A 23,812-nucleotide genomic window follows, 5' to 3' on the forward strand; every position below is an offset into this window, starting at 1 on the left:
ACAGCCTGATGAGCAAGAAACTGAAAGCCGCCATTATCGGCCCGGGCAACATCGGCACAGATCTGGTGATGAAGATGCTGCGTTCCGAGTGGATCGAGCCGGTCTGGATGGTCGGCATCGACCCCGAGTCCGATGGCCTCAAGCGCGCCCGCGAGTTCGGCCTGAAGACCACCGCCGAGGGCGTCGACGGCCTGCTGCCGCACGTGCTCGAGGACGATATCCGCATCGCCTTCGATGCCACCTCCGCCTATGTACACGCCGAGAACAGCCGCAAGCTCAACGAGCTGGGCGTGCTGATGGTCGACCTGACCCCGGCCGCCATCGGCCCGTACTGCGTGCCGCCGGTGAACCTCAAGCAGCATGTCGGCACGCTGGAAATGAACGTCAACATGGTCACCTGTGGTGGCCAGGCCACCATCCCGATGGTCGCCGCGGTATCGCGCGTGCAGCCGGTGGCCTACGGCGAGATCGTCGCCACCGTGTCCTCGCGCTCCATCGGCCCGGGCACCCGCAAGAACATCGACGAGTTCACCCGCACCACCGCCGGCGCCATCGAGCAGGTCGGCGGGGCCAAGGAAGGCAAGGCGATCATCGTCGTCAACCCGGCCGAGCCGCCGCTGATGATGCGCGACACCATCCACTGCCTGACCGAAACCGAACCGGACCAGGATGCGATCACCGCATCGGTCCACGCGATGATCGCCGAGGTGCAGAAGTACGTGCCCGGCTACCGGCTGAAGAATGGCCCGGTATTCGACGGCAACCGCGTCTCGATCTTCATGGAAGTCGAGGGCCTGGGCGACTACCTGCCCAAGTACGCCGGCAACCTCGACATCATGACCGCCGCAGCGCTGCGTACTGGCGAGATGTTCGCCGAGGAAATCGCCAGCGGCACCATTCAACTGCCACGTCGTGAAGCGGCACTGGCCTGAGGAGTAGCACCATGAATCTGCAAGGCAAGAACGTCACCCTGCACGACATGAGCCTGCGCGACGGCATGCACGCCAAGCGCCACCAGATCAGCCTCGAGCAGATGATCGCGGTCGCCACCGGCCTCGACGCCGCCGGCATGCCGCTGATCGAGATCACCCACGGCGACGGCCTCGGCGGTCGCTCGATCAACTACGGCTTCCCCGCGCACAGCGACGAGGAATACCTGCGTGCGGTAATCCCGCGCCTCAAGCAGGCCAAGGTATCCGCCCTGCTGCTGCCGGGCATCGGCACGGTCGACCACCTGAAGATGGCGCTCGACTGTGGCGTCTCCACCATTCGTGTGGCCACGCATTGCACCGAGGCCGACGTCTCCGAGCAGCACATCGGCATGTCGCGCAAGCTGGGCGCCGATACCGTCGGCTTTCTGATGATGGCGCACATGATCAGCGCGGAAAAAGTGCTCGAGCAGGCCAGGCTGATGGAAAGCTACGGCGCTAACTGCATCTACTGCACCGACTCGGCCGGCTACATGCTGCCCGATGAGGTCAGCGAGAAGATCGGCCTGCTGCGCGCCGAGCTGAACCCCGCCACCGAGATCGGCTTCCACGGCCACCACAACATGGGCATGGCCATCGCCAACTCGCTGGCCGCCATCGAAGCTGGCGCCTCGCGTATCGACGGCTCGGTCGCCGGCCTCGGCGCCGGTGCCGGCAACACCCCGCTGGAAGTCTTCGTCGCGGTGTGCAAGCGCATGGGCGTGGAAACCGGCATCGACCTCTACAAGATCATGGATGTGGCCGAAGACATCGTCGTGCCAATGATGGACCAGCCGATCCGCGTCGACCGCGATGCGCTGACCCTGGGCTATGCCGGCGTATACAGCTCGTTCCTGTTGTTTGCCCAGCGCGCCGAGAAGAAATACGGCGTACCGGCCCGCGACATTCTGGTCGAGCTGGGGCGCCGCGGCACCGTCGGCGGCCAGGAAGACATGATCGAAGACCTCGCCCTGGATATGTCCCGGGCCCGCCAGAACCAGAAGGTGAGCGCATGAACCGTACCCTCAACCGCGAGCAGGTGCTGGCCCTGGCCGAGCACATCGAGAACGCCGAATTGCAGGCGCACGATATTCACAAGGTCACCAACGACTATCCCGAGATGACCTTCGCCGATGCCTACGACATCCAGTGGGAAATCCGCCGGCGCAAGGAGGAGCGCGGCAACAAGATCGTCGGCCTGAAGATGGGCCTGACCTCATGGGCGAAGATGGCACAGATGGGCGTGGAGACGCCGATCTACGGCTTTCTCGCCGACTACTTCAGCGTGCCCGACGGCGGCACGGTGGACTGTTCCAAGCTGATCCACCCCAAGATCGAGGCGGAAATCGCGGTGGTCACCAAGGCACCGCTGGTCGGGCCTGGTTGCCATATCGGCGACGTGATCGCCGCGGTCGACTACGTGATCCCCACCGTCGAGGTAATCGACTCGCGCTATGAGAATTTCAAGTTCGACCTGATCAGCGTGGTGGCCGACAACGCCTCGTCGACCCGCTACATCACCGGAGGCCGCATGGCCAACCTCGAGGAGGTCGACCTGCGCACTCTCGGCGTGGTGATGGAGAAGAACGGCGAGGTGGTGGAACTTGGTGCCGGCGCCGCAGTGCTCGGCCATCCGCTGTCCAGCGTGGCCATGCTGGCCAACCTGCTGGCAGAGCGCGACGAACACATACCGGCCGGCACCTTCATCATGACTGGCGGCATCACCGCCGCCGTCGCAGTAGCGCCGGGCGACAACATCACCGTGCGCTACCAGGGGCTTGGCAGCGTCTCCGCGCGCTTCGTCTGAGCCATCCGGCCGCCCTGCCCGGGCGGCCTCTTCTTCAGGAGGCACACCATGCCTATTGCCCAGATCCACATCCTTGAAGGCCGCAGCGACGAGCAGAAGGAAACCCTCATTCGCGAAGTCAGCGAGGCCATCTCGCGCTCCCTGGATGCGCCGCTGACCAGCGTGCGAGTGATTATAACCGAGATGCCCAAAGGCCACTTCGGCATCGGCGGCGAAAGCGCCAAGGCCATTGGTCGATGAACCTGCCTCCTCCTGCACAGAGAGTCCGACACATGAGAACAACGAATCAACGCTCGCTGCACTGGGAAGCCGCCTATGCCGCCACCCGTGCGGCCGTGGCACATGCAGAGAAGCTAGGCGTGCGCATTAACGTCTGCGTGGTTGACCACTCCGGCCTGCCGTTGGCCTATCTCCGCATGAACGGCGCCTTTCTACATTCACGGGAAATTGCCGAAGACAAGGCATACACCGCCGTGAGCTTCGGCTTCTCCACCCGCGACTGGCTCGACGTGCTGGGTGACAACCCGCGCCTGCGCATCGGCCTGCCAAGACGCGAGCGGCTGGTGGTGTTCGGCGGGGGCCTGCCGATCCTGCTCGATGGTGAATGCATCGGCGGCATCGGCGTCTCTGGGGCCGACGAGGGGCAGGACGAAGCCTGCGCGGCAGCGGGCTTGGCGGCCATAGGGCATCATGAGGCATCCAGTTTGGGGTAGAGGCAGATTTTGACTTTCGCGCCCGAACGCATCATGCGGCTGGCTTCCAGAAGGGAAATCAGCAGCATTGATTGGCCTTCTGATCTCTTTAGGCGGTTTCGGTAATAAGCGGAGCGAGAAACAGATCAGCCGATGGATGCTAGGTCGGCAAGCCCGTTCAGTTTGGCGGTGGCAGATAGACCGTGGGCCAATGGCTGGTTGGCGGCGAGCAATTCCTGCAACTGCACGGCTTGGCCGCCCTTGAGGTGCTCAGCGTTGCGCAGCAGCAGCCAGCGGCTGCGCTTGACCACCTTGCGCGCTGGTTTGTTATCGCGCAAGGTGGTTGGCCTGGTCGACGCGGATACGGTCGATCACCTCACGACCGTAGCGCGCCACCCCATGGAACAGGTCGTACACCACTTCGGCTTGAGGGCAGTGCCGCTTCACTTCCAGGTCGAAAGCGGTGTTCATGTCCATGGCGACCGCCTCGATATGCCGGCAGTGCTCACCGAGCCACTCGAAGAATGGGCGAATCGCCTGGCGGCTGCATAGCGACAGCAGGGTGTGGGGGTTGGGATGTTTAGCGACTGCCAATCTACCCACTTCCTCGCCTGTTACTAATGAGGAACAAAGTATCCGAACATCGCAATAATATTCGCGGTATTGTCTGACATCATAAAAACACAAAAGCATCAGCGTGTTATGGGTTTCACGGATACTTATCGGAAAACTTTTTGACTGTCCGGATACAAAATTTCGGGTTAGTAACTCGCTCTTTCCCCAGAATCCGCGGCCGCCCATTATAAAGGCTGGACACGCTGGCCGTTCCATAAACTGGAAGAGGAGTCTCTTCATGAACATCACTGCATCGGAACCGGCGTCCGGGCCCTGGAACCCTAAACGAATTCTGGCCGCGCTGCGCGCCGACGCCAGCATCGGCGAAGTGCTGGCGGGCGCCGACATCGAGGCCCGGTACCTGAACGACTGGAGCGGCGAGGAAGGCGGCAGGCCGCTGGCCTTGGTGCGCCCGCACGACACCGCCGAAATTGCGCGCGTGATGGCATTATGCCATGCAGGACGCTGCCCGGTGGTGCCGCAGGGCGGGCTGACCGGCCTGGCCGGCGGTGCCACGCCGATAGAAGGCTGCGTGCTCGTTTCACTGGAGCGCATGTCCGGCGTGGTCGAACTGGACCCTGCCTCAGCCACCATGACCGTGCTGGCCGGCACGCCGCTGCAGGTCGTTCAGGAAGCCGCGCAGGCGGCGGGCTTTCTGTTCGCGCTGGACCTGGGCGCGCGCGGCTCATGCCAGATCGGCGGCAACATCGCCACCAATGCGGGCGGCAACCGCGTGATCCGCTACGGCATGGCGCGCGACCTGGTGCTGGGACTGGAAGCCGTGCTGCCCGACGGAACCGTGCTGTCCATGATGAACAAGATGGTCAAGAACAATGCCGGCCCCGATCTGAAGCATCTGTTCATCGGCACCGAGGGCACGCTGGGCATCATCACGCAGGCCGTGCTCCGCCTGCATCCGGGCGTCTCGGGCGCCAATACCGCGTTGGTAGCCGCGCCCGATTTCGGCTCGGCCATCAAGCTGCTGCGCCATGCGCAGCACCTCCTGGGCGGCCGGGTCAGCGCATTCGAGATGATGTGGCAGGACTACTATGCCGCGGCCACAACCGCCGGCGGCATCGCCGCGCCGCTGCCGGCCACGTATCCACTATACGTGCTGCTGGACCTGCAGGCGGCCGCACCCGAAGAGGATGCGGCGCGCTTCGAGGCGATGTTGGAACACGCGCTGGCCGAAGGCTGGATCGCCGACGCCGCCGTGGCCCAATCTCACACGCAGACCCAAGCCTTCTGGGAACTGCGCGATGCCATCTCCGAGATGCTGCGCACCTTCGCGCCCACCATCAACTTCGACGTGTCCGCGCCCATCTCGGGCATCGAGGAATGCGTGGCCCGGATGCGCGAGGCGCTGGCGCGCGATTTCCCCGGCGTTCGGGCGATCTACTTCGGCCACGTCGGCGACGGCAACGTGCATATCGTGGTGGGTTCGCTGCCGACTGACGACCGCAAGACCGAACAGCGCATCGAGGCCGCATTCTACGCTATCGTGCGCAGCCTGTCGGGATCGGTCTCGGCCGAGCACGGCATTGGGCTGCACAAGCGGCCGTGGTTGCACTACAGCCGCAATCCGGCGGAGCTGTCCTTGATCGCGACGGTGAAGCGCGCGCTCGATCCGCACGGGATCATGAATCCGGGGAAGATTCTGGCGTCTTGAGTGGGGGTGGTGGCGGCGGTCGCCGCCTGATGGGTGCTGCAAGAGATTTTTTTGAAGAAAAAATTTACGGTCACCCCGTTTCTGCAATACTGACCAGCGATGATTCTATGGCTTGCGTAAATCTATCCGGCGTCTCGTTTGGGCTGCCTCGCGCCACGATGAGAGTCGCGCCTGGTGATCCTGACAAGCCGGCGGCTTCGAAAGCCGTTTTTTATGTCAGGTTCTTCACCAAGCCGGTGGCCGTTCACGTCATCGGTTGTTCAGCATCGCAAAACCTGGAAGGGTGTTCCGTGGTACAGCTGTAATGGCCGGATCAGGCGGCGTAGACGACTGGCCCTGCTTCGAATTCCGAGTGGTTGGCGGCGAACGCCCAGGCGACTCGGGAGAACTTGTTGGCCAGGGCGCGCACCACCATGTTCGCATGGCGTCGCTGCCGTAGCGAGCGGACCCAGTGGGCCAAGGCACCCTGCTGATGCTCCAGGCGCTGCAGGTAGACCCGGGCGCACTGCACTAAAAGCCGCCGCAGATACTTGTCTCCCTCGTTTGCTGATACCCAGCAAATTGGCTCGACCGCCGGTGCTGTGCTGGCGGGGTACCAGCCCCACCGATGCCGCGAAATCACGGCTGCCGCCATACTGCTTGCCATCGCCCATTTCGGCCGATAACAGGCTGGCTGTGATCGGGCCGACACAGGGAATCGTCAGCAAGCGGCTCCCCAGGTCATCTTCCTCAAGCTGGGTGGTCATTTCCTTGTCCGGTGCCTTGATCTGTCCGTCCAGACAGCGTGAATGCTGATGCAGGCGCGTTAGGAGTACGACCAGCCGAGGCGGCAGCTCATGCTCATCCAACGTGCTCGGCAGTCGTCTGACCAGCGATAGTCCCTTGGGCAGGCTGATGCCGAACTCCAGCAGGAAACCGTGGGCCTGGTTGGCCGTCTTGGTACGATCACGCACCAGCGAATCACGCATCCGGTGCAATACCGAGAGCGTTTGCCGGGCCTCGATCTTGGGCGAGACGAAGCGCATGCTGGGCCGCGATGCGGCTTCGCAGATCGCTTCGGCATCAATGAAGTCGTTCTTGTTGCCCTTGACGAAAGGACGCACGAACTGCGGCGAGATCAATTTCACTTGATGCCCGAGCGCCGTCAGTTGGCGCGCCATAAAGTGCGCTCCGGCGCAGGCTTCCATCACCACCGTGCAAGCCGGCAGGATGCCAAGCAATCGCATCATTTGCTGGCGTGTCGCTTTCGTGCGAAAGATCTTCCGGCCAGAACCGTCTTTTCCGTATAGATGAAAGCTTTGCTTGCCCGGATCAATCCCTACCAGTGCAACTGCGCTCGTGATGATGGCCTCCGAAATAAAACACCCTGCGAAAGTGTGCCCTCGGAGGGTGGGGATGACCATCTCATTAACCCGAATCTCGAACGCGCGGAACCCACCAGGCAGCAAAAGCCACCGATCTTCTCGGCATGCAGCCAACTACCCTGGCTGCTGCCCAGCTCCACGCTGATCCTCCGCGCCGTTTCGCAAACTACCGGTATCAGCCTGCATGCGCTTTTCATCCATGTATTCGAGCGTGCTGGACAGGCTGCTCGCGGCGACGGTCTTGCGGCTGCCGCCGCGTATCGACAGTAAGCGCCCCCCCCCTTTTGCTCGAACACCCCGCCCTGCATCCTGTGCTTTTCCAGTAGGGGATTTATATGGAAACGATGCACGCGCGCCGCGAGTCCTGGGCTCGGCATGTTCAGGCCTGGCAGGACAGCGGGCTGACGCAGTTGCTTATTGCCAGTAGCATGCGCTCAAACCCGAGGCACTGGCCTACTGGATCAGACGCAGCAAGCGGGCGGCCACGCCGCTTACCCTGGTGCCCGTGGCAGCGGCAGGGGTGTGGCTGCTGCAGGCATGCCAGTGGCTGGCGGTTGGCGTTGCCGGCGGACGTCGATGCAAGCTGGTTGGCCGGATTGCTGCGGGGGATGGTCTGACGCGAATGCCGGCCCAGGTTTGGCTGGTGGCCGACCGATCAACATGCGCTTGGGGATCGACGGGCTTTGGTGCACCTTCAGCAGGCCCTCGGGCGACCACCCTGCGATGGCACGACCTATGCCTTTCGCAATCGGCACGGCTCGCGGCTCAAGCTGTTGCAGTAGGACGGCACCGGTGTGTGGTTGGGTCAGCGCCGTCTGCATCAAGGCCGTTTTCGCTAGTTCCATGCCGCCGAATGCAGCGCCGCGCTGGTCAAGATCGGCGAAGACATCAGCGAGCAGCTCGACCTGATCCTGGCCAGGCCCTTCGTCCACCGGCACAGTCGCCCGCAATAAGCCTGCCGCCCGTGCGAAAGCATCAGCGCCGCGCCGGTTCCGCCAGCAGTGATCGAAGGCGGCATGGCCGCCCCTGACCTGACCGCCTGCCGCTCTACCGCCTCGAACAGATCGCTGCCCGTGACGGCGTCACCCTGCCCGTTCGGCCCTCGCCGAGTGAGTCGGGCGCTACGGCGTGGCCTTGAGCCCCTGGTGGATCGGCTGCGCGCCTTATTGCTCCAACGCCAGGTGCTGCATGCCGATGAAACTCCCTCTGCAGCAACTCAATCCCGGCGAGGGGAAAACCAAACGCCCCTATCTCTGGGCCTACTCTGGGCCTACCGCAGCAACGACCTGGAGCCCAGTGACAGCCGAGGCCTTGCGGCGCATCGCCGATCTCTATGCCCTCGATTGGCGCGCCCCCGCACTCGACGCGGCCGTCCGGCAGCTGCTGCGTGAACAGAAAGCCCTGCCCAAACTGCAGGCCCTACACGACCGGCTGCAGCTACCGCGCCGCCGCCATCCAGAGCGTGCTGGCCACCACCAGACTGAACGGTCTCGAGCCCGGCGCCTGGCTCAAGGACACCCCGGGAAAAACTGCCCATCTGGCCCAACAGCCAGATCGAGGAGCTGTTGCCCCTCGGCGTCTCAACCTGAGTAACGATGGGACGGCTGGACGCTCACCTTTTTTCATAAGACGAGCCGAAAACGGGCACCTACCCACAGCATGGGTTCGCGGAGGCGGGCTTAACCGTGATCGGTTGCTAAATGGGGGGCGATGCCGCTCAGCATGCGCTTAATGCAGCTCACGACCTGCTCAACCTAGATTGCTAATTCCCGGCTTGGATAGGGGGCAGGTTTTACAGAGGGTTCGCGCTTGGTAAGAAGTCCTCATGCAGGAGCCGCAGGTATGGGTTGTCTGGCGGCGTCTCCTGGAACAGCGCATCCGGGCTGGCGAGCAGGTAGCCGTGCAGCCGGCGCGACTTGCGCGGCCCCGTGACTTCGCAGGTCCAGATGTTCAGCCCGCTCGGCTGCTTGCGGTGCTGTCCCAGCTTCTCGAAGCGCTTCTGTACCCACTGCCACCCCTCCAGCTTCTCCTGCTTGGCCAGCGCGACGACTTGAAGGTACTCCTGCGCGTAGCGCTGGAACACGCCGGGGCTGACGAGGTAGGTCGTACCGGCGACGGTATGCACCAGGGCCTTGGCGTCGTTGATGATGAGCTTGCGCGTCTGGATGCTCTGACGCAGCCAGGCCATGAAGTGCGCCCCGGAGGGCTCCGCGCGATCCTGGGAAGGCGCGAGGCCCATCTGCGGCGGGGGCACGGTCGAAGGGGCCGGCTCGGGCTCGGCAACAGGGGAACTCGGGATCTCCGGTGCCGTGGGTGGAGCGGTGTCGCCCAGCAGGTCGAGCAGCGCGGCCACGCCGGTGTCCATGGCTGCGGATGCGACCGGCGCCGTGCTCGCGGATGCAGCTTCGATGCCTTCCGCGCGCGGCCCATCGGCCACCGCCGGCGCCTGCGGCGTCGGCTCCGCTTGTTCCTCTTCGACCTGCACACGGCCTGCGAACGGCGCCGGCCGGTCGGCGGCATCCCAGATCATCGCCGGCGAGAGTTTCAGGAAGGTGAAGGCGTGCGACCAGCCGGCCTCGCTGGTGACCGCAGCCTTCCAGATCGCCTTGCCATCCGGCGTCGGTTGCACGATGCCGTGATCCTGCAGCACGTTGAACACCGCCGTATTGCTCGCCGGGATGCCGTCGATGCCCTGCGACAGCAGATGTGCGCGTAGCTTGTCGGAGACGGTCTTGCTCACCAGCCACAGGGCGTCTTGGGTCAGCCAGCCGTCCGCCGGGCCGGCCTGGTTCAACTTGAATTCCTCCTTGAGCAGGTAGCGCAAGCCGTCGAGCAATTTGCGTTGCAGCGCATGCTTGGGTGCCGCCAGCGCCTTACTGGGATCGCCGCCGAGTTCCTGGGCGACCGATGCCTGGTCGGCCTGCACGACCAGTTCGCCGAGCGTGCCGGCGTGCTCGTACTGGCCGGCCAGCACGTACAGCAGCGCGGCCCAGAGGTCGGGATAGCCGCTGAGCCAGTCGAAGATGTCCCGATCGAGAAGGCGCGCGTAGAGCAGCCCGGTGGCGGCGCTGTGCAGGCGGTACTCGCGCTCCTTTCGGTAACGGAAGCGGTAGGGCTTTCGCAGCGGGCCGTGCCAGGGATGCCAGACGCTGCCGTCGGCATGTTCGACGTGCAGATCGACCGCAATCTTGCCGATGTCGTGCAGCAGGGCCGCGTAGGCCGTGCCTGCGGTCCAGGCTTCGGCCTGGGCCGCCTGTGCCTCCGGCGTGACGCCCGCAGGCAGCAGGTATGACTGCCGCAGCTTCAGCGCATAGGCGACGATCTCCAGACCGTGGTCCAGCATGCCGCCCGGATAGGCGTGGTGGTGGTTCTCGGAGGCCGGGAACTGCTGGACCAGCTCGGCGTAGCGCTCCAGTGGGGCGAGGTAGAGCGCGGCGAACTGTCGGCGTGAGAGCGATGTGCGCTGCCAGATGTGTTCCAGCAGTTTCTGCCGGCGCGGCGTGGCCAGCAGCGATGCGGCCGACTCCGGCCGCATCGACCCTTTTGGAGTTTCGATGCCGGAGGTGGGCGGTGTGCCGGCGGTGGGTGGCACCCGTTTGCGCTGGAACAGCGAGAGCATGGCGAACCCCGGATGACGGGCTGCTCAGGGGCGCCTTTTGGCCTTTTCAGGATAGGGCCTTTCCCCTTGGCGCCCTTCCTTTGCCCCTTCTCAGCCCTTTGGCCTTTGTCGGAAGCCTTTGGGTATAGGGCCGCTGCTGCGCGGGTGCCACGATGAATGCGGCATGGGGCAATCCCGGCAAGTGGGGCGCTGCGGGATGTTCGTCAGCTCTGGCCCAAGCCGGTGTCGAGGGCGGCGGATTGCGCTGCGAAGTCGTCGGGACGGCGCTTGCGGAAGGTTTCGAGATTGGCGAGCTTCCAGCGCAGTGCCGGCAGTTGCGCGGCGTGCTGGCACTGCACCAGCGACCAGTCCGGTTCTGCGCGCGCCAGCCCGCTCAGAAACTGCTTGTGCGCGGTGCTCAGTCGCTGTGGCAGCTCGCGCCGCATCCTGGCGCGAGCGTCGAGCAGTGTCTCCAGGGAGCAGTCCACTTCGGTCATGCCGACAAAGGCCCGCTCGTACTCGCCGGCGATGTCCTTGTCGTTGCCGAACAGCACTTCGTGGGGCGGCCGGTTGTGGCCCGCCAGATAGATCACGAAGCACTCGACCATGCCGTCGCTGATGCCGCCCGACTCAAAGAGCTGCCACACGTCGAACAGGTCGCGGGGGTGCTGCCGATCCAGCGCGGCCACCAGCTTGCTGGCGTACAGCTCGTCCGGTGCCAGAACCGGCAGCTCGAACTCGACGCCGAACAGATCGCTGGTCCTGGCGCTCAGCGGCCGCCGCTCGACGGGCAGCACACTGCCTCGGAACACGACGTTGACCTCGATCTTCACCTGGTGGGCGTCGTTCTCGACGATCAGCTTGGTGTCCCCCAGGTCCTTGGCGCGAACCAGGCGTGTCTGCACGCCCAGCGGTACAACACGCGTGGCGATGGCGGCCAGCTCCTGGTTGATGGCTTGCAGCGCTTCGTCGCGCGGCGTCTGCCACGGGAGGTACACCACGTCGATGTCCACCGACAGGCGCGGCATGTCCCGCACGAAGAGGTTGATGGCCGTGCCGCCCTTCATGGCGAAGATGTGGTTGGCGAACACGTCGGGCGCGACGGCCAGCAGCAGGCGAACGGTGTCCGCGTAGGTCTTATCCATGAGGTCTCAGGCTTAGCAAGGTGCCGTCATCGAGCCGGCTCATCCAGCGCGTGTTGCTGCCGGTGCGAACCGGGTACTGCTCCAGCAGGGCATCGACATCCACGAGGCTGGTCTCGCGCGCCCAGGTGAGGAACAGGCGCACGGCCTTCACGCTGGCGCAGCAGGACAGCAGTTGTCCGAGCAAGTCCTTGCGGGGGGAACGCAGTCCATCGAAGAGGTTGCGGGCCTCTTCGAGGCTCTGCTTGACGCCGGCTTCGTACAGCAGCTCCAGAACGGCACGCTCGGAGGCAGCCACCCGCAGATCCTCGGGCAGGCCAGGCGGCGTGGTCAGGGTCTTGCTGGCCAGCGTCGTGTCCGGCCAGTCGAACAGGCGGGCGTGGACGTAGCGGGCCGGAAAGCGCGAGGTGAACCAGGCCGGCAACGCGAAACGACCGTCGCCCCACAGCACCAGCGTCTCCCGGCTGCCCAGGTTGTGCCGCACACCCTGCAGGGCCAGGGCGCTCTTGCCGCCGACGTGCAGGCCGGGCACACGCTGTTGCAGGAACTTCAGCGCACCGTAGACCCCGAACTCATCGTTCGGGAAGGCATAGACGCCATGGGCCAGGCGCACGAGCCACCCGCCGTCGGCATAGTGGGCGGCGAGCTGGGGCGACACCCCGAACTGGCTCAGGGTGGCAAGGTCGAACGGCGCCCCACGGGAGAGTCCCGCCTGCAGTCGCTTGATTACCTGGTGCCGAGAATTTCGATCCATGTTATAAAAATAACACAGAATCCAATCGACCCCTAGAGCCATTGCAAGAACGTGCATGGAAAGTAGCATAAGGTTTGATTTGTTGTGCATAATCTAATCGACCTACGACCCGAGCCAACCCGGCTCTGCCGGGCGCAACCCGCCCTCCTGATCGCGGTCTATGCTGGAGGGCAGGCCACGACCGGCCGCTCCGCGAGGTGAGGCACCACTGAAGCCGAGGCATATGAGCATGACCGCCAACACGCACAACGGGCGCTGGAGCCACCGGCTGGGCCGGGGGGCTGGCCGTGCCTGGCGTGGATACCTGCGCCGCGAGCAGCGTGTCGCCGGCTGGCTGGTGACGCGCGGGGTGCCTGCGGGCGCGGCGACGGCGGTGCTCTGGATCGTCAAGCTCGCCGTGCTCGGTGCGCTGCTCTACTCCGCGTTCTGGCTGGCCCTGCTGCTCGCCTTTGCGGTGACTGCTGCATGGCTCGTGCAGCACGACGACCCTGATCAAGAGGAACCGCAACCCGAGTGGAGGGAAGGCCCCAACGGCTTCGGGCTTTATGACAAGAGCGACTGGCGCATCGACCCGCATGTGACCGACGACGACTGAACGGCGGTCACTTCTTCGATACGGCGCTCATTGCCATACCAGCGCCACGCCCCCCAGCGCCCTTGGCGTCCGAGGTGGCGGTGGACAACCCCTGCACGATATTTCCCGTGCGAACGCCTGCCCAAGCCAATGCCATGACCCAAAACGTCGGCAGCACGATGAACATCATCGCCATGACGAAGTTCAGCAACATGTCGCCAAAGGCGTTGTTCAAACCGATCAACGGATCGAAGTTCGTGTGAGGCCTGTCCGCGCCAAACCCCCAGCCGTAGAGCGCATCCAGGATCGTGCTGTCGATCCAGCGCGCGAGCTGGAACCAGAAGTCCACGAAGAACAGCGCGAACTGGACGCAGCTCACCGTCACCACCGTCTTCAGGTCGTAGGTGCCGATCAGCAGCACCAGCGGGATGCAGATGACGAGCGCCATCTTGAGCATGGTCAGCACCATCGGCAGCGCCTGGCGCACCACGTCCATCGCAGGAAAGAAGCCCAGCGAACCGACGGTCAGACCCAGGTCGCTCGCGCCGCGCGTGACGATGTTCGGCAGCGTCTTGTCGATCTGGCCGCCGTAGTCGGTGTAGACGGCGCCCTGGTTCATCTTCTGCTGCCGCGGTGAGACCACGGCGCGAATCACCGAGTCATTGACCTCGCTCTGCGACAGGAAGCCTGCCCAGCGCCCGATGCGGGTCAGCAGGTCCGGGTCGACCTGTGCCAACAGTCGGCTGCGCAGCCCCTGGCCGCCATCGGTCCACCACTGTCGGCAGGACGGATAGCCGCCGCCGCTGTCCACCTGTGCCAGCCCCGCATCGCGGGTCGCGTCGTAGGGCCAGGCCGTGCGCGGCGTGCGGGAGTGGTAGGTGTCATAGAAGCCGGGCGTGTCGAGGAGGTAACTCGACCCGATCCAGGTGACGTCGTTCATCTGCTCGTCGGAGAGCGTCGGCCGGTTCATGAACAGCTTGGCTCGCGACGGCCCGTAGCAGTCGTGCGTGAAGTCGGCGACCTCCTGAGCCAGCACCGGATCATCGATGCGCGTGGCATCCACATCCATGCGAACCTGACGCAGATCCGTGCCGCAGGGAATCGCCGCCACTGCGGCGCTGGTGACCGCCTTCGAGATGGCGTGCATGAAGAACCACCACACCGGCACCAGCGCGCTCTGGTCGTTGAGCGCGGTGTAGACGTTGGACCAGCCCGTCTCGTTGGGCAGCGGGACGTTGACCTGGCATTGCGCGGAGCGGGTCGTGTCGAACTTGATCGTGGCGAGATCCACCGGGATGAACGGGATGCCGGCGAACAGGACGACCACGATCGCCACCCACACCCGGTTCTCGATGCGCATCGACGACAGCACGCCCTTGTTGCCCTCGTCCGCACCTTCGCTGCGGGCCTTGAGCCATTCCTGGATCACGATGGCCACGAACGGCAGCGCGAACACGCCGCTGGCCACGAGGATGCTCCAGATGCCGTTGTTGACCACCCAGGCCACCAGGGTCAGGTAATACTCCAGGTAGTCCGTGGTGTAGAGCGTCATCCCTGCCTCCCGGTCTCAGCCGTGCCGCAACAGTTGGCTGGCTTCCAGCGCGACCACGGCGATCACGGCCGCGATCTCCGTGCGCAGCAGGCGCTGATGCGTCTCGCGGGACGGCTCCCGCCGCAGCAGGCGCCGACGCATCCACCACCAGCCGTAAGCCGTCGCTCCGTAGACGCACAGCCGCCACACGAAGAAGTGGCCGGCGTGCGCCTGCAGCCAGTGCTGCCAGCCCTCGACGCCGCCGACCACGTGGATGCCGGCGATGTTCACCACCACCGCGGCGGCCACCACCAGCAAGGTCCACAGCAGCGCCACGCCGACGCGGCGGTTGAACAGCCACGGCAGCCGCAACCAGGCCGGCCGGCTCATGGCGTGCCGCTCCGCGGTTTCTGGACTTCCCGGAGACGGTCGCGCGTGGTGTCGCCCTCGAAGATGCCGCGCGAGCCGGCGGCGCGGGTGCTGTGGCGCTGGATGATCGCCATCGCCGAGTTGCCGGCCAGCGTGCGGCGCAGCTCCAGCTCAGTCTTGAGGTTGTCGATCTCCTGCTCCAGCGCGCTGTTCTCCTGGTCGACCGCCCGCACGGCCAGCTCGTTGGCGGCGACGTTCGGCTCCTTCTTGCCGGTCAGCAACGTGCGTTGCAGCAGCAGGGCCTTCTCCAGCACGCTGGACAGCGCAGCCTCCGACGCCAGGCGCTTGCCCAGCAGGTCCTGGTCGGGCTCGTCGCGTAGCGCTTCAATCACGCCGCGGGTGATCGGCAGCGAGCTGCTGCCGGCTGCGTCGAGATTGGCCAGCGTCGTCGGCCGGGCGCCCGTCACCAGCTCCTGCAGCACTTGCAGCTTGGTCTCGTACTCTTCCTGGATCATTGGCGTCAGCCCGACGCCAGGCGTGGTCTGGGTCTTCGTGCAGCTCTCGCAGGTACGTTGCTCGCGTTCGCCCAGCACGCGGTTCGCAAAGGCCGCGGCCGCGCCAGGCGACGACCAAGTCTGGCAGGTCAGGCGGTTGCCGCAAGCGCTGCGCGCGATCGACGAGGTATCGGTGGCGCTGCGCCCGTTGAGCAGGTTGTAGCCCGCGCGCGTCACATCGCCGACCACCTTGATCGAACTCTGGCCGGAGCCGCCCGCGTTACCGCCGCCGACCCAGGGCACGCCGTTGTTCCCTTTGTTGGACTCGGCCTGCTCGACGGCGGAGACGGCGTCGGTGCTGCTGACCGCATCCCGCAGCGCCATCCCCTCGGCGAGCTGGTCCCAGCCGGCCTGGCCGCCAGCCATGTCCGCCATCCGATTGGCGATGGCCCGGCAGGTCATCTTCGAGCGGTCGAAGTCCAGGCGCGCCTGGAGGATGCCGTTGGTCAGCAGGTTGTAGAGCCCCGGGTCGGCGCGCTGGATGATCAGCGCCGGCAGCGAGGCCACGGCGCTGGTGGCGTTCTGGATCACGTTGCTCATGATCGTCTGGAAGCCGTTGCTGATGCCGTTGAGCTGGTTCTGCAGCGTCGTGGTGATGCTCATGTCGCCGCAGATCAGGTTGCTGTTCCAGCCGACTCCCACGCCGATGCTCTGCATGTTGCCGGCACCACCCATCGACACGGCCCGGCCGCCGCCGATGCTGTAGAGCACGTCGTCGCCGATCACGCTGCCGCTGGCGTTCACGCCATTGGGGTCGATGCGCGTCTGCGCCCAGGCGGCGCCGACGACCAGCGTGATGGCCGCCACGAGCAGCGTGGCCCGCGGGCGCGGCTTCGCGCGGCGCAGGAGGTCGGGGAGGGAAGCGTCCATCGTGGGTTCCTCACATGAAATCGACGCTGCCGAGGAAGACTTGGCCACGGCGCCGGCAGCAGGAGTACGGCCGCCACAAGGCCCAGGCGTAGTCGCCTTGCTGGGCCTGCACGCGAGTGCGGCTGTGCGGGAAGACCACGCAACTGTTCGAGAGCGTGGGCGTCAGCTCCTGCCACTTGCCGGTCGAGGCGTCGGTCTCCATCAGCGCGCCGGCCGGCCAGTAGCCGTCGCGGGCGTTGGCCAGCAGAGGCTGATACACGTGAATCTGGTTGCGGCGCGTCACGATGTCGCCCGCGCGCTGCGCGACCACGGCGCCGCTCTTGTGGTCGTCGGTCTGGTGCAGGAAGCCACCGCGGGGATACACGTTGCCCCAGAGGTCCAGGCCGGTGCGCGTACCGATTTCGCGCCGGCCGGGGATGAGCGCTTCGGGGTAGAACGCTTCCGGGATGTTGTAGCGCCAGGCGATCGTGTCGAGCGTGCTCAGCAGATACGGCATGAAGGCCGTGCCAGCGCCCTCGCAGGTGTAGCCGGAGGCGCTGGCGAACTGGCTGAACACCACCCCGGCCGGATGGCCGATGACATCGGCGTTCTTGAACTTGGCGAGGTTGTTCTCGTTGTCGTGATTGGTCGTGCCGTCACCGCCAGCCTTGGCGGTCGGGTTGGGCATGCTCATCGCCCTGACTTCCAGCCATGGGTTTTCTCCAGTGTTCGAGTAGCTCGATACCACCGCATCGGGGACGTAGTGGCGCACCTTGACAGAGGTGCGAACCGAGCAGCCGAAGGGCGTGCAGTACAGCCAGTAGCAGATTCCGACCACGCGGTATTCGAGGCAGTCGGGGGACAACGCCGACGAGACGATGGTGGCCGTGTCCAGGGCGAACGTCGACGTGGCCGTGCCCAGCAGCAGCGAGGCGACGGTGGCGCGCAGACGCCGGGATGCCAGCAGGAGGCTCATGGCTGCGTGCTCCGGTAGGCGTCGATGCGCGCGACGGCGCGGGGCACGTCGGGGTTGCCGTAGACGACGTAGCGCCGATCGACCACCACGGCGGGGATCTTCACGATGCCCAGCCCCCAGGCATCCGCGACGCCTTGGTAGGCGTGGCCGATGCGGCGCTGCAGGGCCTCGCCGCCGTCATGCAGCCGCTGCCGCACCAGGGCTGCAGCCTGTTGCGGGTCGGCCGGTAGGTGCGCGGCGAGTTCGACCTCGATGCGCGTGGCCTGGTCCAGCTCGATGATCCGCACGCCGGCTGGAGCCTGCACCGGATGACGGCTGTCGGTGACGACGAGCACGTCGGCTGCTGCAGTCTGGGTAAACATGAACAGCACTGCCCACAGTCCGGGCGCAATGCTGATGGTCGGCAGCCGGGGCGAAGCCTTGAAGACGGGGGCCGGCATATCGGGCGTCCTTGGAGTCGATCAAAGTCACAGTCGACTTCAAGTGCCGATCTAGCGCGACAAAGAAACCGCATCCGGCCCCTGCCGGTTTCATACCCTATGCCGTTGTGAGCGTTGTGATTGCCTCCTGTCGGAGGCGGAGATCAGGTGCGGGACGCTGAGGTGCCCGCGAACCCAAGAAACGCATGCTGTAAGCGAATCGGCATCGACGGCTTGGAGCGTGCGTGTAGGCTCTGCCAAGTCCCGTCACTGATGTCGCTCGGGGCGAGGCGATCTACCGAGCGCGAAACTCTTCTCAAGTAAGCGTTGACGCCATCCGCGGATTCCGAAGGAACGCCGGCAAGAACGTACCCCACCATGAAGCCGATAGCATGGTTCTCGCCGTACTTCTCCTGGATGAATCGATCCATGCCCTCGACGACGTACTCTCGACACAAGTGAGTGTCCGACCCGGCGATTCGTTTGCATTCGATGATCGCGTGCGGATCATGCTCCTGCGTGCGCAAGAAAATTTCGACGAACGCCAGCGGGATGTCGGTACGTCCGTCTGGTAGCATCACGTTGCTTTTAGATCGCGATTCCGTGCCAGGTAGCACCATGATCTGCTTCCACGGGGAGTTCTTCAGCGCAATGCGCATCCCGTCCCGCAGGCGCTCGGTCATGATTACCTCTCCAGCGTTGGCATTCACGTCCTCGGCTGCGCATGCTCGCTGCCAACCTGCGGCCAGTGTCAGCAGAATGACCGCCACAACCTCGGGCTCAAGTTCAATGAACTCTCTGCCCAGTGCAGGAGGTGTCTCATAGGGGATCCTCAAACTTTGCCCCCTGAAAAGCTCTCCGCGACCACTGCATCGGCATCTTCCAGTGCCGCTATGCCCATCCAGTAGCGCCGCGCTGCTGGCTTGATGATCACGACTTCGTTGCGTCCGTGCACTCGCAATTCCCGCTCTGCACTGAGCGCGGTCGCAATCTTGACTTTCAGGCGCCTGCCGATACGTGCCAGTACTTCACCCAATTCGCCTTGTGGTGCCACGACGCTCACGCTCGCATTACCCGGCCCCTCTTCCAAGACAAAGCGCACGACGCGCAAGGCCGAACTGCTTGGCAAGTCGAGCACTTCGGCGCGCATGTGCCGCTTATTGCGAACGGAAAGCCAATCCTCGATAACGGACAGGAACGTCTTGGCATACGCCGTGACCTCAGTACGACTGTCCGATGGCTCCACGGATGATTCGCGGCCGGTTTCCCATTGCCACCCGGCGCGAAGGAGGCCGTCTCGAATGACAGTTCGGTCGGCATCGTTCAGTTCGTACAGATCGAAGACAGCTTCGTCCAGTTCAGCCCATCCCCTCTCGTCGGTGCCGTTGGCGCGCAGATTCTTCTCAATCTGCAGCAGGCGCTGGCCAGCCTCAGATTTCACTGCGCTCGTGAAATTAGGCACCGGTAGGAAGCTGAGGTCGCGAGCCAGCAGCTTCCTCTTGTAGATTCCAAACTCTGCAGCGGTCAGATAGAAGAACCATGTCGCAAAAGCAGAACTCAACACGGTGGCAAGCAAATGTGCCGTCCGCGTGTGCCCTCTCGGAAGAGACACTGCGAAGTATGAGTTCGTGAAGACGAGATCCCGCTCGGAGACGGCCGCCAAGACGCGTGGACTCCCCAGAAGCATTTCCTTCACGATGAGAAGCGGGGCTTGATATATCTCCCGCGATCGTGGCCATTGTGCCTTCGATTGGCTGAAAGTCGGCAAATCATCGGGAATGTTGAAGTGCTGCATGTCTTTGACTTGCAGTACATCCAATCCCTTTAGCGGGCGAGCATCGCGCGTCTGATTCTCTGGGGCCCCGCGAATCAATCCAACCTGGAAGGTAGTGTCGAGTAATGAGAGTTGCTCGCCCAGATTTCTGTGGGCCGAAGTCAAGTCATCCAGCAATAGGAGGTCACGGCGCCGGCCAACGGCTGCTGCCTTGAGCTTCAACGGCTGTTCTTGGATCTCGTCGAGTGTCAAAGTGATGACGTCACTCGGCGCCACCTCGAACGAATGAGTCCTTGCACCGCTGGGCGTCCACGGGATCTGAACGACCGTGACCTGATCCGTTCGCTGCTTCGGTCGATGACGGGCAAAGAGAACCACTGCGGGCATAGCCGCTGTCGCGAAGAGCCAACTGCACAAATTGGACAGATTTACCAAGGTGATCGGAGCCACGGCTCGCATCACATGCTGAGCTGCTGCCATGCCGGTGCCGCTGCGGCTGAAGAACGGCATCGCGCTAAGAATGATGCCGAAACGGGTCTTCTCATGTGAGAACTCCGCCGCTCGCAACACGAAATCCAAGCCTTCACCGCGCGGTTGCGCAGGTACGCCCGCAACCCTGGTCTTGCGCCGCGCTTCGGTTCCTGTCTGCCCCCTAAAGCTCCAAGGGGGATTGCCCACGATAAGGTCGAACTGCTTCAGCCCTGTCGGCGTCGCCAGCACGGCCTTGCCATCTCCATCACGTTCGACAGTACGAGCGTCACCGACGAGCAATGTCCTGCCGATCAATGGCTGGAACTTCAGGGACTGCGGTGGTTGCGGGTCAGGGTCCAGCTCAAGCGCAGCCAGGTACAGGCTGAACGCAGCGACGCGAATCGCGGCTTCGCTAATGTCTACGCCATACACCTGCCCGTAGAGCGTCGAGCGGATCAGCTCCCTCGTGGGCGGCTGACCTTGCGAGCGAAGATGAACCAAGCGCCGCAGCGCTTCGACCAGGAAGACACCGGAGCCGCACGTCAAATCCAGCACCGACTCCCGTCCAGATAGACCATCCATGACCTCATCGAGGACCAGCGAGACGACGGACAGTCGCGTGTAGTGCACGCCGTTTCGCAACGCTTCTGTGCGCTTTCCTCCAGTCTGCGGCTCAGCATGTGCAAACTGCTCGTAGATCGAGCTGATGAGCTCGACCGGAATCACGTCGAACTGGTAGGGGAAGAAGCTGAGTTGCCCGCTTTCAGGATCGACAGCCTCCAGGAACTCCGCAACCCGCGTCAAATGGTGAGCGGCTGGTGTCGTTTTCACCGACGAGGGCGGAAACATATCGCCGTTGAAGGTCTGGGCCAGCCATGCGAACAGCTTGCTGGTCGCTGGCCGGTCGCGCAGGATCGCCGGCAACGCCGTGCGGCCGCATACCCGCTTCAACCGCGCCGCACTGACGATCTCGCGGTCAATCAGGTACTGGGTGAAGATCACGCGCCCAATCAAGGCCTGCGCCGCATCGCGCGCGAGATTGCCTGCGACCAAATCGCGTTCGAGACATCCAAGGTCAGACAGGAGCTTCTGATCGACGCTGGTCTTGCGATCGATGGCCGGCACCTGGGCCCAGAATTGGCCCGTCTCGATCGCCAGTCGGCCGGCCAACTCGTCCAGTTCATGAAGCGAAGCTTCGATGTTCTCGAAACGCCGAATCAAATGTCTCTGGGCATCGCCTTCTTTCGCGGGTGTGCCGAAACCGTTGTACAGGTCGATACGCTGCGGCGAGATCACCCACAGCAACGGCGCGAACCCCTCGTTCCAGACCTCTCGTCGCCACTGGCTGACCAGATCGTCTGCAGGCGCGCTTTGCTCAAACTTGAAGTAGACGGTCAACGACGACGCGCTGCGCCACAATGCGTCCGGAACAAAAACGCGGCCGTGGCGCGAGGACTGCGCCTCAGCCCCCAACCGAAGGCCGGGCGCGGGTCGCCCGTCCGGCAGGTAGCCGGTTGCGGCGAGCACCTGTTCCAGCGTGGCAGTGTTCACGCCCTACTCCGGATAGCTTCGGGTGGAAACGGCAACGCTGCCTGGCTCGGCGTCGGGACGATCGGCAGCATGTGCTGCTGAAGCCGCATGATCAACGGATCGAGCGGGATCACGAGAGTCGGTTGGGCCGGCGCCGGCCCAACCCCCTCGGGGCCGATATCGCACAGGTTCGCCAAAGTGGGCGTCACGAACGCCACAGACCCGTTCAGCGCCAACGCGCCACTGGTGCTCAGCAACCGAAAAAGCGCGTCCACGCCGACGCTGACGGTGGCGATGTGCACGCCCAATGAGCTGACCAGCTCATTGGTAACGGCCAAGCCAAGGAGATCGGCGAAGGTGAATCGGGCAGCCTTCCCGGTCTTGGACGCCAAGTAGGGCACGGTCTTGCGCCAATGCCGCACCGTTTCGGCGGACACGCCAGTTAGCGTGCGCATCTGATCCTGAGTGTACTGGATGGCGGTGACGGCAGACATTCGCGTTGCTGGCAACTAGAAAATACGCACATTCTGCCATGTAAAGGTGTGCCTCTCAACAAATAAAGGCCGGTTCAGCCGCGTATCCCGCAAGCTTGCAAGCTTGCAAGCTTCCGAAATCGTGACCATCAGAACGCATCGCCAAGGTGGCAACCGGAACCGTTCATGGCAGTTCTTGTGGAGAGGGGCAAGAGGAACAGGCGCCCCCGGAGGGACGCCTGCGGACTACAGTAAGCCGGCTTCGGCGAACGAGTACGGGCTGCCCTTGCCGACGATGAAGTGGTCCAGCACCCGGACATCGACGGTGGCCAGGGCACTCTTCAGCCGCTCGGTGATCGCACGATCAGCGGCCGAGGGCTCGGTGTTCCCCGAGGGGTGCTGATGCGCCAGGATCAGCGCCGAAGCGTTGAGCGCCAGCGCACGCTGGACCACCACCCTCGGATACACCGAAGTCTGGTCGACCGTGCCCTTGAACAGCGGCTCGAAGGCGAGCACCTGGTGCTGGTTGTCGAGAAACACGACGGCGAAGATTTCGTTCGGCTCCGCGACCAGTTTCAGGCGCAGGTAGTCGCGCACGGCGGCGGGACTGCCCAGCGCCGGACCGGCCTTGAACACGCGGTTCTCCAGCAGGGTGATGGCCTGCCGGATGATCCAGTCTTCGTGCTGGGCGGCGATCAGGGTGAGCGACTCCGGGCGGGAGTCGGCGATGACGAGAGACATGGCGAACCTCCAATGGATGAGATCGGAGGGCGCCTGCCCCTGGAGGGCAAACCCTCCTGGGGACGATGGGGATGGAACAGGTGACGAGCGGGCATCCACCACCGCGGGTGCGGTGGCTGTTCGCGTCAAGGGATGCGATGCGAACGGGTTTCGATCAACGCGGACGAGCCGCGCCGCAGCCTTGAAGATCGATGGCTACCTGGGCATGTCACCGGCAACGCCGGCGGGCATGTCTGGGGAATGGGTGGGTTCGGCTGCGGTCGTGCTGCCGGCGGCGAGCAGATCGATGGCCGACAGCAAGGCATCGTCTTCGACGGGACCATGCAGCAGGAGGGTCTTGCCGGACTCGCGGTCGCGCAGTTGCAAGGCCGGCGTCGCCGCGATGCCCTGCTGTGCCGCTTCCGCCGCCTGGGCACGGATGACCGCATCGGGGCGATCGCTGTCGAGACAACCCTGCATGGTTGGTGTGAGGTCGGGATAGCGCAGGCCCTCCGGCAGGCCCTGGCCGTCGCCACGGGTATTCGAGTAGAGCCACGCCACGGCCTGCCAGAACGTGGCATGTCCGCCCGTCTCGCCCGCGCACTCGGCCAGGCGTGCCCCGGCGGTCGCGGCCGGCTCGTGCATGGACAGCGGCAGGTGGTGCCACTGCCAGTTCACCTCGGGATGGGCGTCGATCCAGCGCTTGAGCGCGGGGAAGTAGGTCCGGCAGTACGGACACTCCAGGTCGGCGTACCCGACCACCGTGAAGCGCGCATCGGCACGGCCATACAGCCAGGGCGGGCCGGCCGGTTTCGACGCTTCGGACCCGGCGGCGGCCAGGGACATGGGCTCGGTTGCCGGATGCGGCGCGCGCAGCAGCATCCACGAGGCAACCCCAGTCGTCGCCACGATCAGCAGACCGATCCAGGGATGACGGCGGGCGAATGAGGGCATGCGCATCGT

The 23,812-nt window shown here is 64.5% G+C and carries 22 protein-coding genes and 2 pseudogenes; 9 read left to right on the forward strand and 15 right to left on the reverse strand.

Annotated elements, in window-relative coordinates; genetic code table 11:
- Positions 1-8 precede the first annotated feature (8 nt).
- Genes ACX1DW_RS10555 through ACX1DW_RS10575 form a run of 5 tightly spaced genes read left to right on the forward strand, consistent with a single transcriptional unit; the run spans position 9 to position 3,488 of the window.
- The gene (locus ACX1DW_RS10555; RefSeq protein WP_003292099.1) at positions 9-932 is read left to right on the forward strand and encodes an acetaldehyde dehydrogenase (acetylating); all 924 of its coding nucleotides are present in this window, start codon (positions 9-11) and stop codon (positions 930-932) included.
- A gap of 11 nt (positions 933-943) precedes the next feature.
- Positions 944-1,984, forward strand: coding sequence for a 4-hydroxy-2-oxovalerate aldolase (dmpG, locus tag ACX1DW_RS10560; RefSeq protein WP_009397183.1), 1,041 nt, complete (start codon positions 944-946; stop codon positions 1,982-1,984).
- Positions 1,981-2,775 (forward strand): 2-oxo-3-hexenedioate decarboxylase, encoded by a 795-nt coding sequence (gene dmpH, locus ACX1DW_RS10565; protein ID WP_017849598.1) that lies wholly within the window; start codon positions 1,981-1,983, stop codon positions 2,773-2,775. Before dmpG ends, dmpH begins: the two co-directional genes overlap by 4 nt.
- 48 nt (positions 2,776-2,823) lie before the next feature.
- Entirely contained in the window at positions 2,824-3,015 is a 192-nt protein-coding gene (locus ACX1DW_RS10570) for a 2-hydroxymuconate tautomerase (protein ID WP_003292102.1), read from the forward strand.
- 32 nt (positions 3,016-3,047) lie between these two features.
- Positions 3,048-3,488 carry a GlcG/HbpS family heme-binding protein gene (locus ACX1DW_RS10575; protein ID WP_017849597.1) on the forward strand — a complete coding sequence of 147 codons (441 nt, stop codon included), beginning with the start codon at positions 3,048-3,050 and terminating at the stop codon, positions 3,486-3,488.
- Between the two features lie 188 nt (positions 3,489-3,676).
- On the opposite strand, the pseudogene ACX1DW_RS10580 reads toward ACX1DW_RS10575, so the two are convergent.
- A pseudogene (locus ACX1DW_RS10580) lies at positions 3,677-4,013 on the reverse strand (ISL3 family transposase); the annotation flags it as partial.
- Between the two features lie 307 nt (positions 4,014-4,320).
- On the opposite strand from ACX1DW_RS10580, the gene ACX1DW_RS10585 reads away from it, so the two are divergent.
- Positions 4,321-5,751 (forward strand): FAD-binding oxidoreductase, encoded by a 1,431-nt coding sequence (locus ACX1DW_RS10585; RefSeq protein ID WP_003451223.1) that lies wholly within the window; start codon positions 4,321-4,323, stop codon positions 5,749-5,751.
- Positions 5,752-6,064: 313 nt separating this feature from the next.
- Here the strand turns inward: ACX1DW_RS10585 and ACX1DW_RS10590 are convergent.
- Positions 6,065-7,094 (reverse strand): annotated as a pseudogene (locus tag ACX1DW_RS10590) (IS110 family RNA-guided transposase).
- Between the two features lie 908 nt (positions 7,095-8,002).
- Between ACX1DW_RS10590 and ACX1DW_RS10595 the strand changes: the two are divergent.
- Both ACX1DW_RS10595 and ACX1DW_RS10600 read left to right on the forward strand, forming a co-directional pair.
- Entirely contained in the window at positions 8,003-8,068 is a 66-nt protein-coding gene (locus tag ACX1DW_RS10595) for a hypothetical protein (protein ID WP_376780438.1), read from the forward strand.
- Positions 8,069-8,131: 63 nt separating this feature from the next.
- Positions 8,132-8,506 (forward strand): IS66 family transposase, encoded by a 375-nt coding sequence (locus ACX1DW_RS10600; RefSeq protein WP_074519822.1) that lies wholly within the window; start codon positions 8,132-8,134, stop codon positions 8,504-8,506.
- 401 nt (positions 8,507-8,907) lie between these two features.
- On the opposite strand, the gene mobH is transcribed toward ACX1DW_RS10600, so the two are convergent.
- The 3 genes from mobH to ACX1DW_RS10615 all read right to left on the reverse strand — a co-directional run bounded on the left by mobH (position 8,908) and on the right by ACX1DW_RS10615 (position 12,609).
- Positions 8,908-10,734 (reverse strand): MobH family relaxase, encoded by a 1,827-nt coding sequence (gene mobH / locus ACX1DW_RS10605; RefSeq protein WP_003292110.1) that lies wholly within the window; start codon positions 10,732-10,734, stop codon positions 8,908-8,910.
- Between the two features lie 203 nt (positions 10,735-10,937).
- Positions 10,938-11,858: a nucleotidyl transferase AbiEii/AbiGii toxin family protein gene (locus ACX1DW_RS10610; protein ID WP_003292111.1), complete on the reverse strand. Its 921-nt coding sequence runs from the start codon at positions 11,856-11,858 to the stop codon at positions 10,938-10,940.
- On the reverse strand, positions 11,851-12,609 hold the full coding sequence (locus ACX1DW_RS10615; RefSeq protein WP_017244844.1) for a type IV toxin-antitoxin system AbiEi family antitoxin domain-containing protein: 759 nt from the start codon (positions 12,607-12,609) through the stop codon (positions 11,851-11,853). Before ACX1DW_RS10615 ends, ACX1DW_RS10610 begins: the two co-directional genes overlap by 8 nt.
- Before the next feature lie 223 nt (positions 12,610-12,832).
- On the opposite strand from ACX1DW_RS10615, the gene ACX1DW_RS10620 reads away from it, so the two are divergent.
- On the forward strand, positions 12,833-13,204 hold the full coding sequence (locus tag ACX1DW_RS10620) for a DUF3742 family protein (RefSeq protein ID WP_003292113.1): 372 nt from the start codon (positions 12,833-12,835) through the stop codon (positions 13,202-13,204).
- 7 nt (positions 13,205-13,211) lie between these two features.
- On the opposite strand, the gene ACX1DW_RS10625 is transcribed toward ACX1DW_RS10620, so the two are convergent.
- The 10 genes from ACX1DW_RS10625 to ACX1DW_RS10670 form a co-directional block, all read right to left on the reverse strand.
- Positions 13,212-14,735, reverse strand: coding sequence for a conjugal transfer protein TraG N-terminal domain-containing protein (locus ACX1DW_RS10625; RefSeq protein ID WP_458993340.1), 1,524 nt, complete (start codon positions 14,733-14,735; stop codon positions 13,212-13,214).
- Positions 14,736-14,750: 15 nt separating this feature from the next.
- A complete protein-coding gene (locus ACX1DW_RS10630; protein WP_458993341.1) occupies positions 14,751-15,104 on the reverse strand; it encodes a hypothetical protein in 354 nt (117 codons plus the stop codon).
- Entirely contained in the window at positions 15,101-16,507 is a 1,407-nt protein-coding gene (locus tag ACX1DW_RS10635; RefSeq protein ID WP_014819611.1) for an integrating conjugative element protein, read from the reverse strand. Before ACX1DW_RS10635 ends, ACX1DW_RS10630 begins: the two co-directional genes overlap by 4 nt.
- A 10-nt stretch (positions 16,508-16,517) precedes the next feature.
- A complete protein-coding gene (locus ACX1DW_RS10640; RefSeq protein WP_014819610.1) occupies positions 16,518-17,462 on the reverse strand; it encodes a TIGR03756 family integrating conjugative element protein in 945 nt (314 codons plus the stop codon).
- Positions 17,459-17,902: a TIGR03757 family integrating conjugative element protein gene (locus ACX1DW_RS10645; protein WP_458993342.1), complete on the reverse strand. Its 444-nt coding sequence runs from the start codon at positions 17,900-17,902 to the stop codon at positions 17,459-17,461. The genes ACX1DW_RS10640 and ACX1DW_RS10645 overlap by 4 nt, the downstream gene beginning before the upstream one ends.
- Before the next feature lie 143 nt (positions 17,903-18,045).
- Positions 18,046-18,564: a hypothetical protein gene (locus ACX1DW_RS10650; protein ID WP_013721898.1), complete on the reverse strand. Its 519-nt coding sequence runs from the start codon at positions 18,562-18,564 to the stop codon at positions 18,046-18,048.
- 149 nt (positions 18,565-18,713) lie between these two features.
- Positions 18,714-21,677 (reverse strand): HsdM family class I SAM-dependent methyltransferase, encoded by a 2,964-nt coding sequence (locus tag ACX1DW_RS10655; protein WP_003292121.1) that lies wholly within the window; start codon positions 21,675-21,677, stop codon positions 18,714-18,716.
- Positions 21,674-22,150, reverse strand: a complete 477-nt coding sequence (locus ACX1DW_RS10660) for a MerR family transcriptional regulator (RefSeq protein ID WP_003292122.1) — start codon at positions 22,148-22,150, stop codon at positions 21,674-21,676. The genes ACX1DW_RS10655 and ACX1DW_RS10660 overlap by 4 nt, the downstream gene beginning before the upstream one ends.
- Before the next feature lie 225 nt (positions 22,151-22,375).
- On the reverse strand, positions 22,376-22,870 hold the full coding sequence (gene radC / locus ACX1DW_RS10665; protein ID WP_003292123.1) for a RadC family protein: 495 nt from the start codon (positions 22,868-22,870) through the stop codon (positions 22,376-22,378).
- 195 nt (positions 22,871-23,065) lie between these two features.
- Positions 23,066-23,809, reverse strand: coding sequence for a DsbA family protein (locus ACX1DW_RS10670; protein WP_003292124.1), 744 nt, complete (start codon positions 23,807-23,809; stop codon positions 23,066-23,068).
- Positions 23,810-23,812 lie beyond the last annotated feature (3 nt).

This window comes from Stutzerimonas sp. KH-1, from assembly GCF_054483855.1.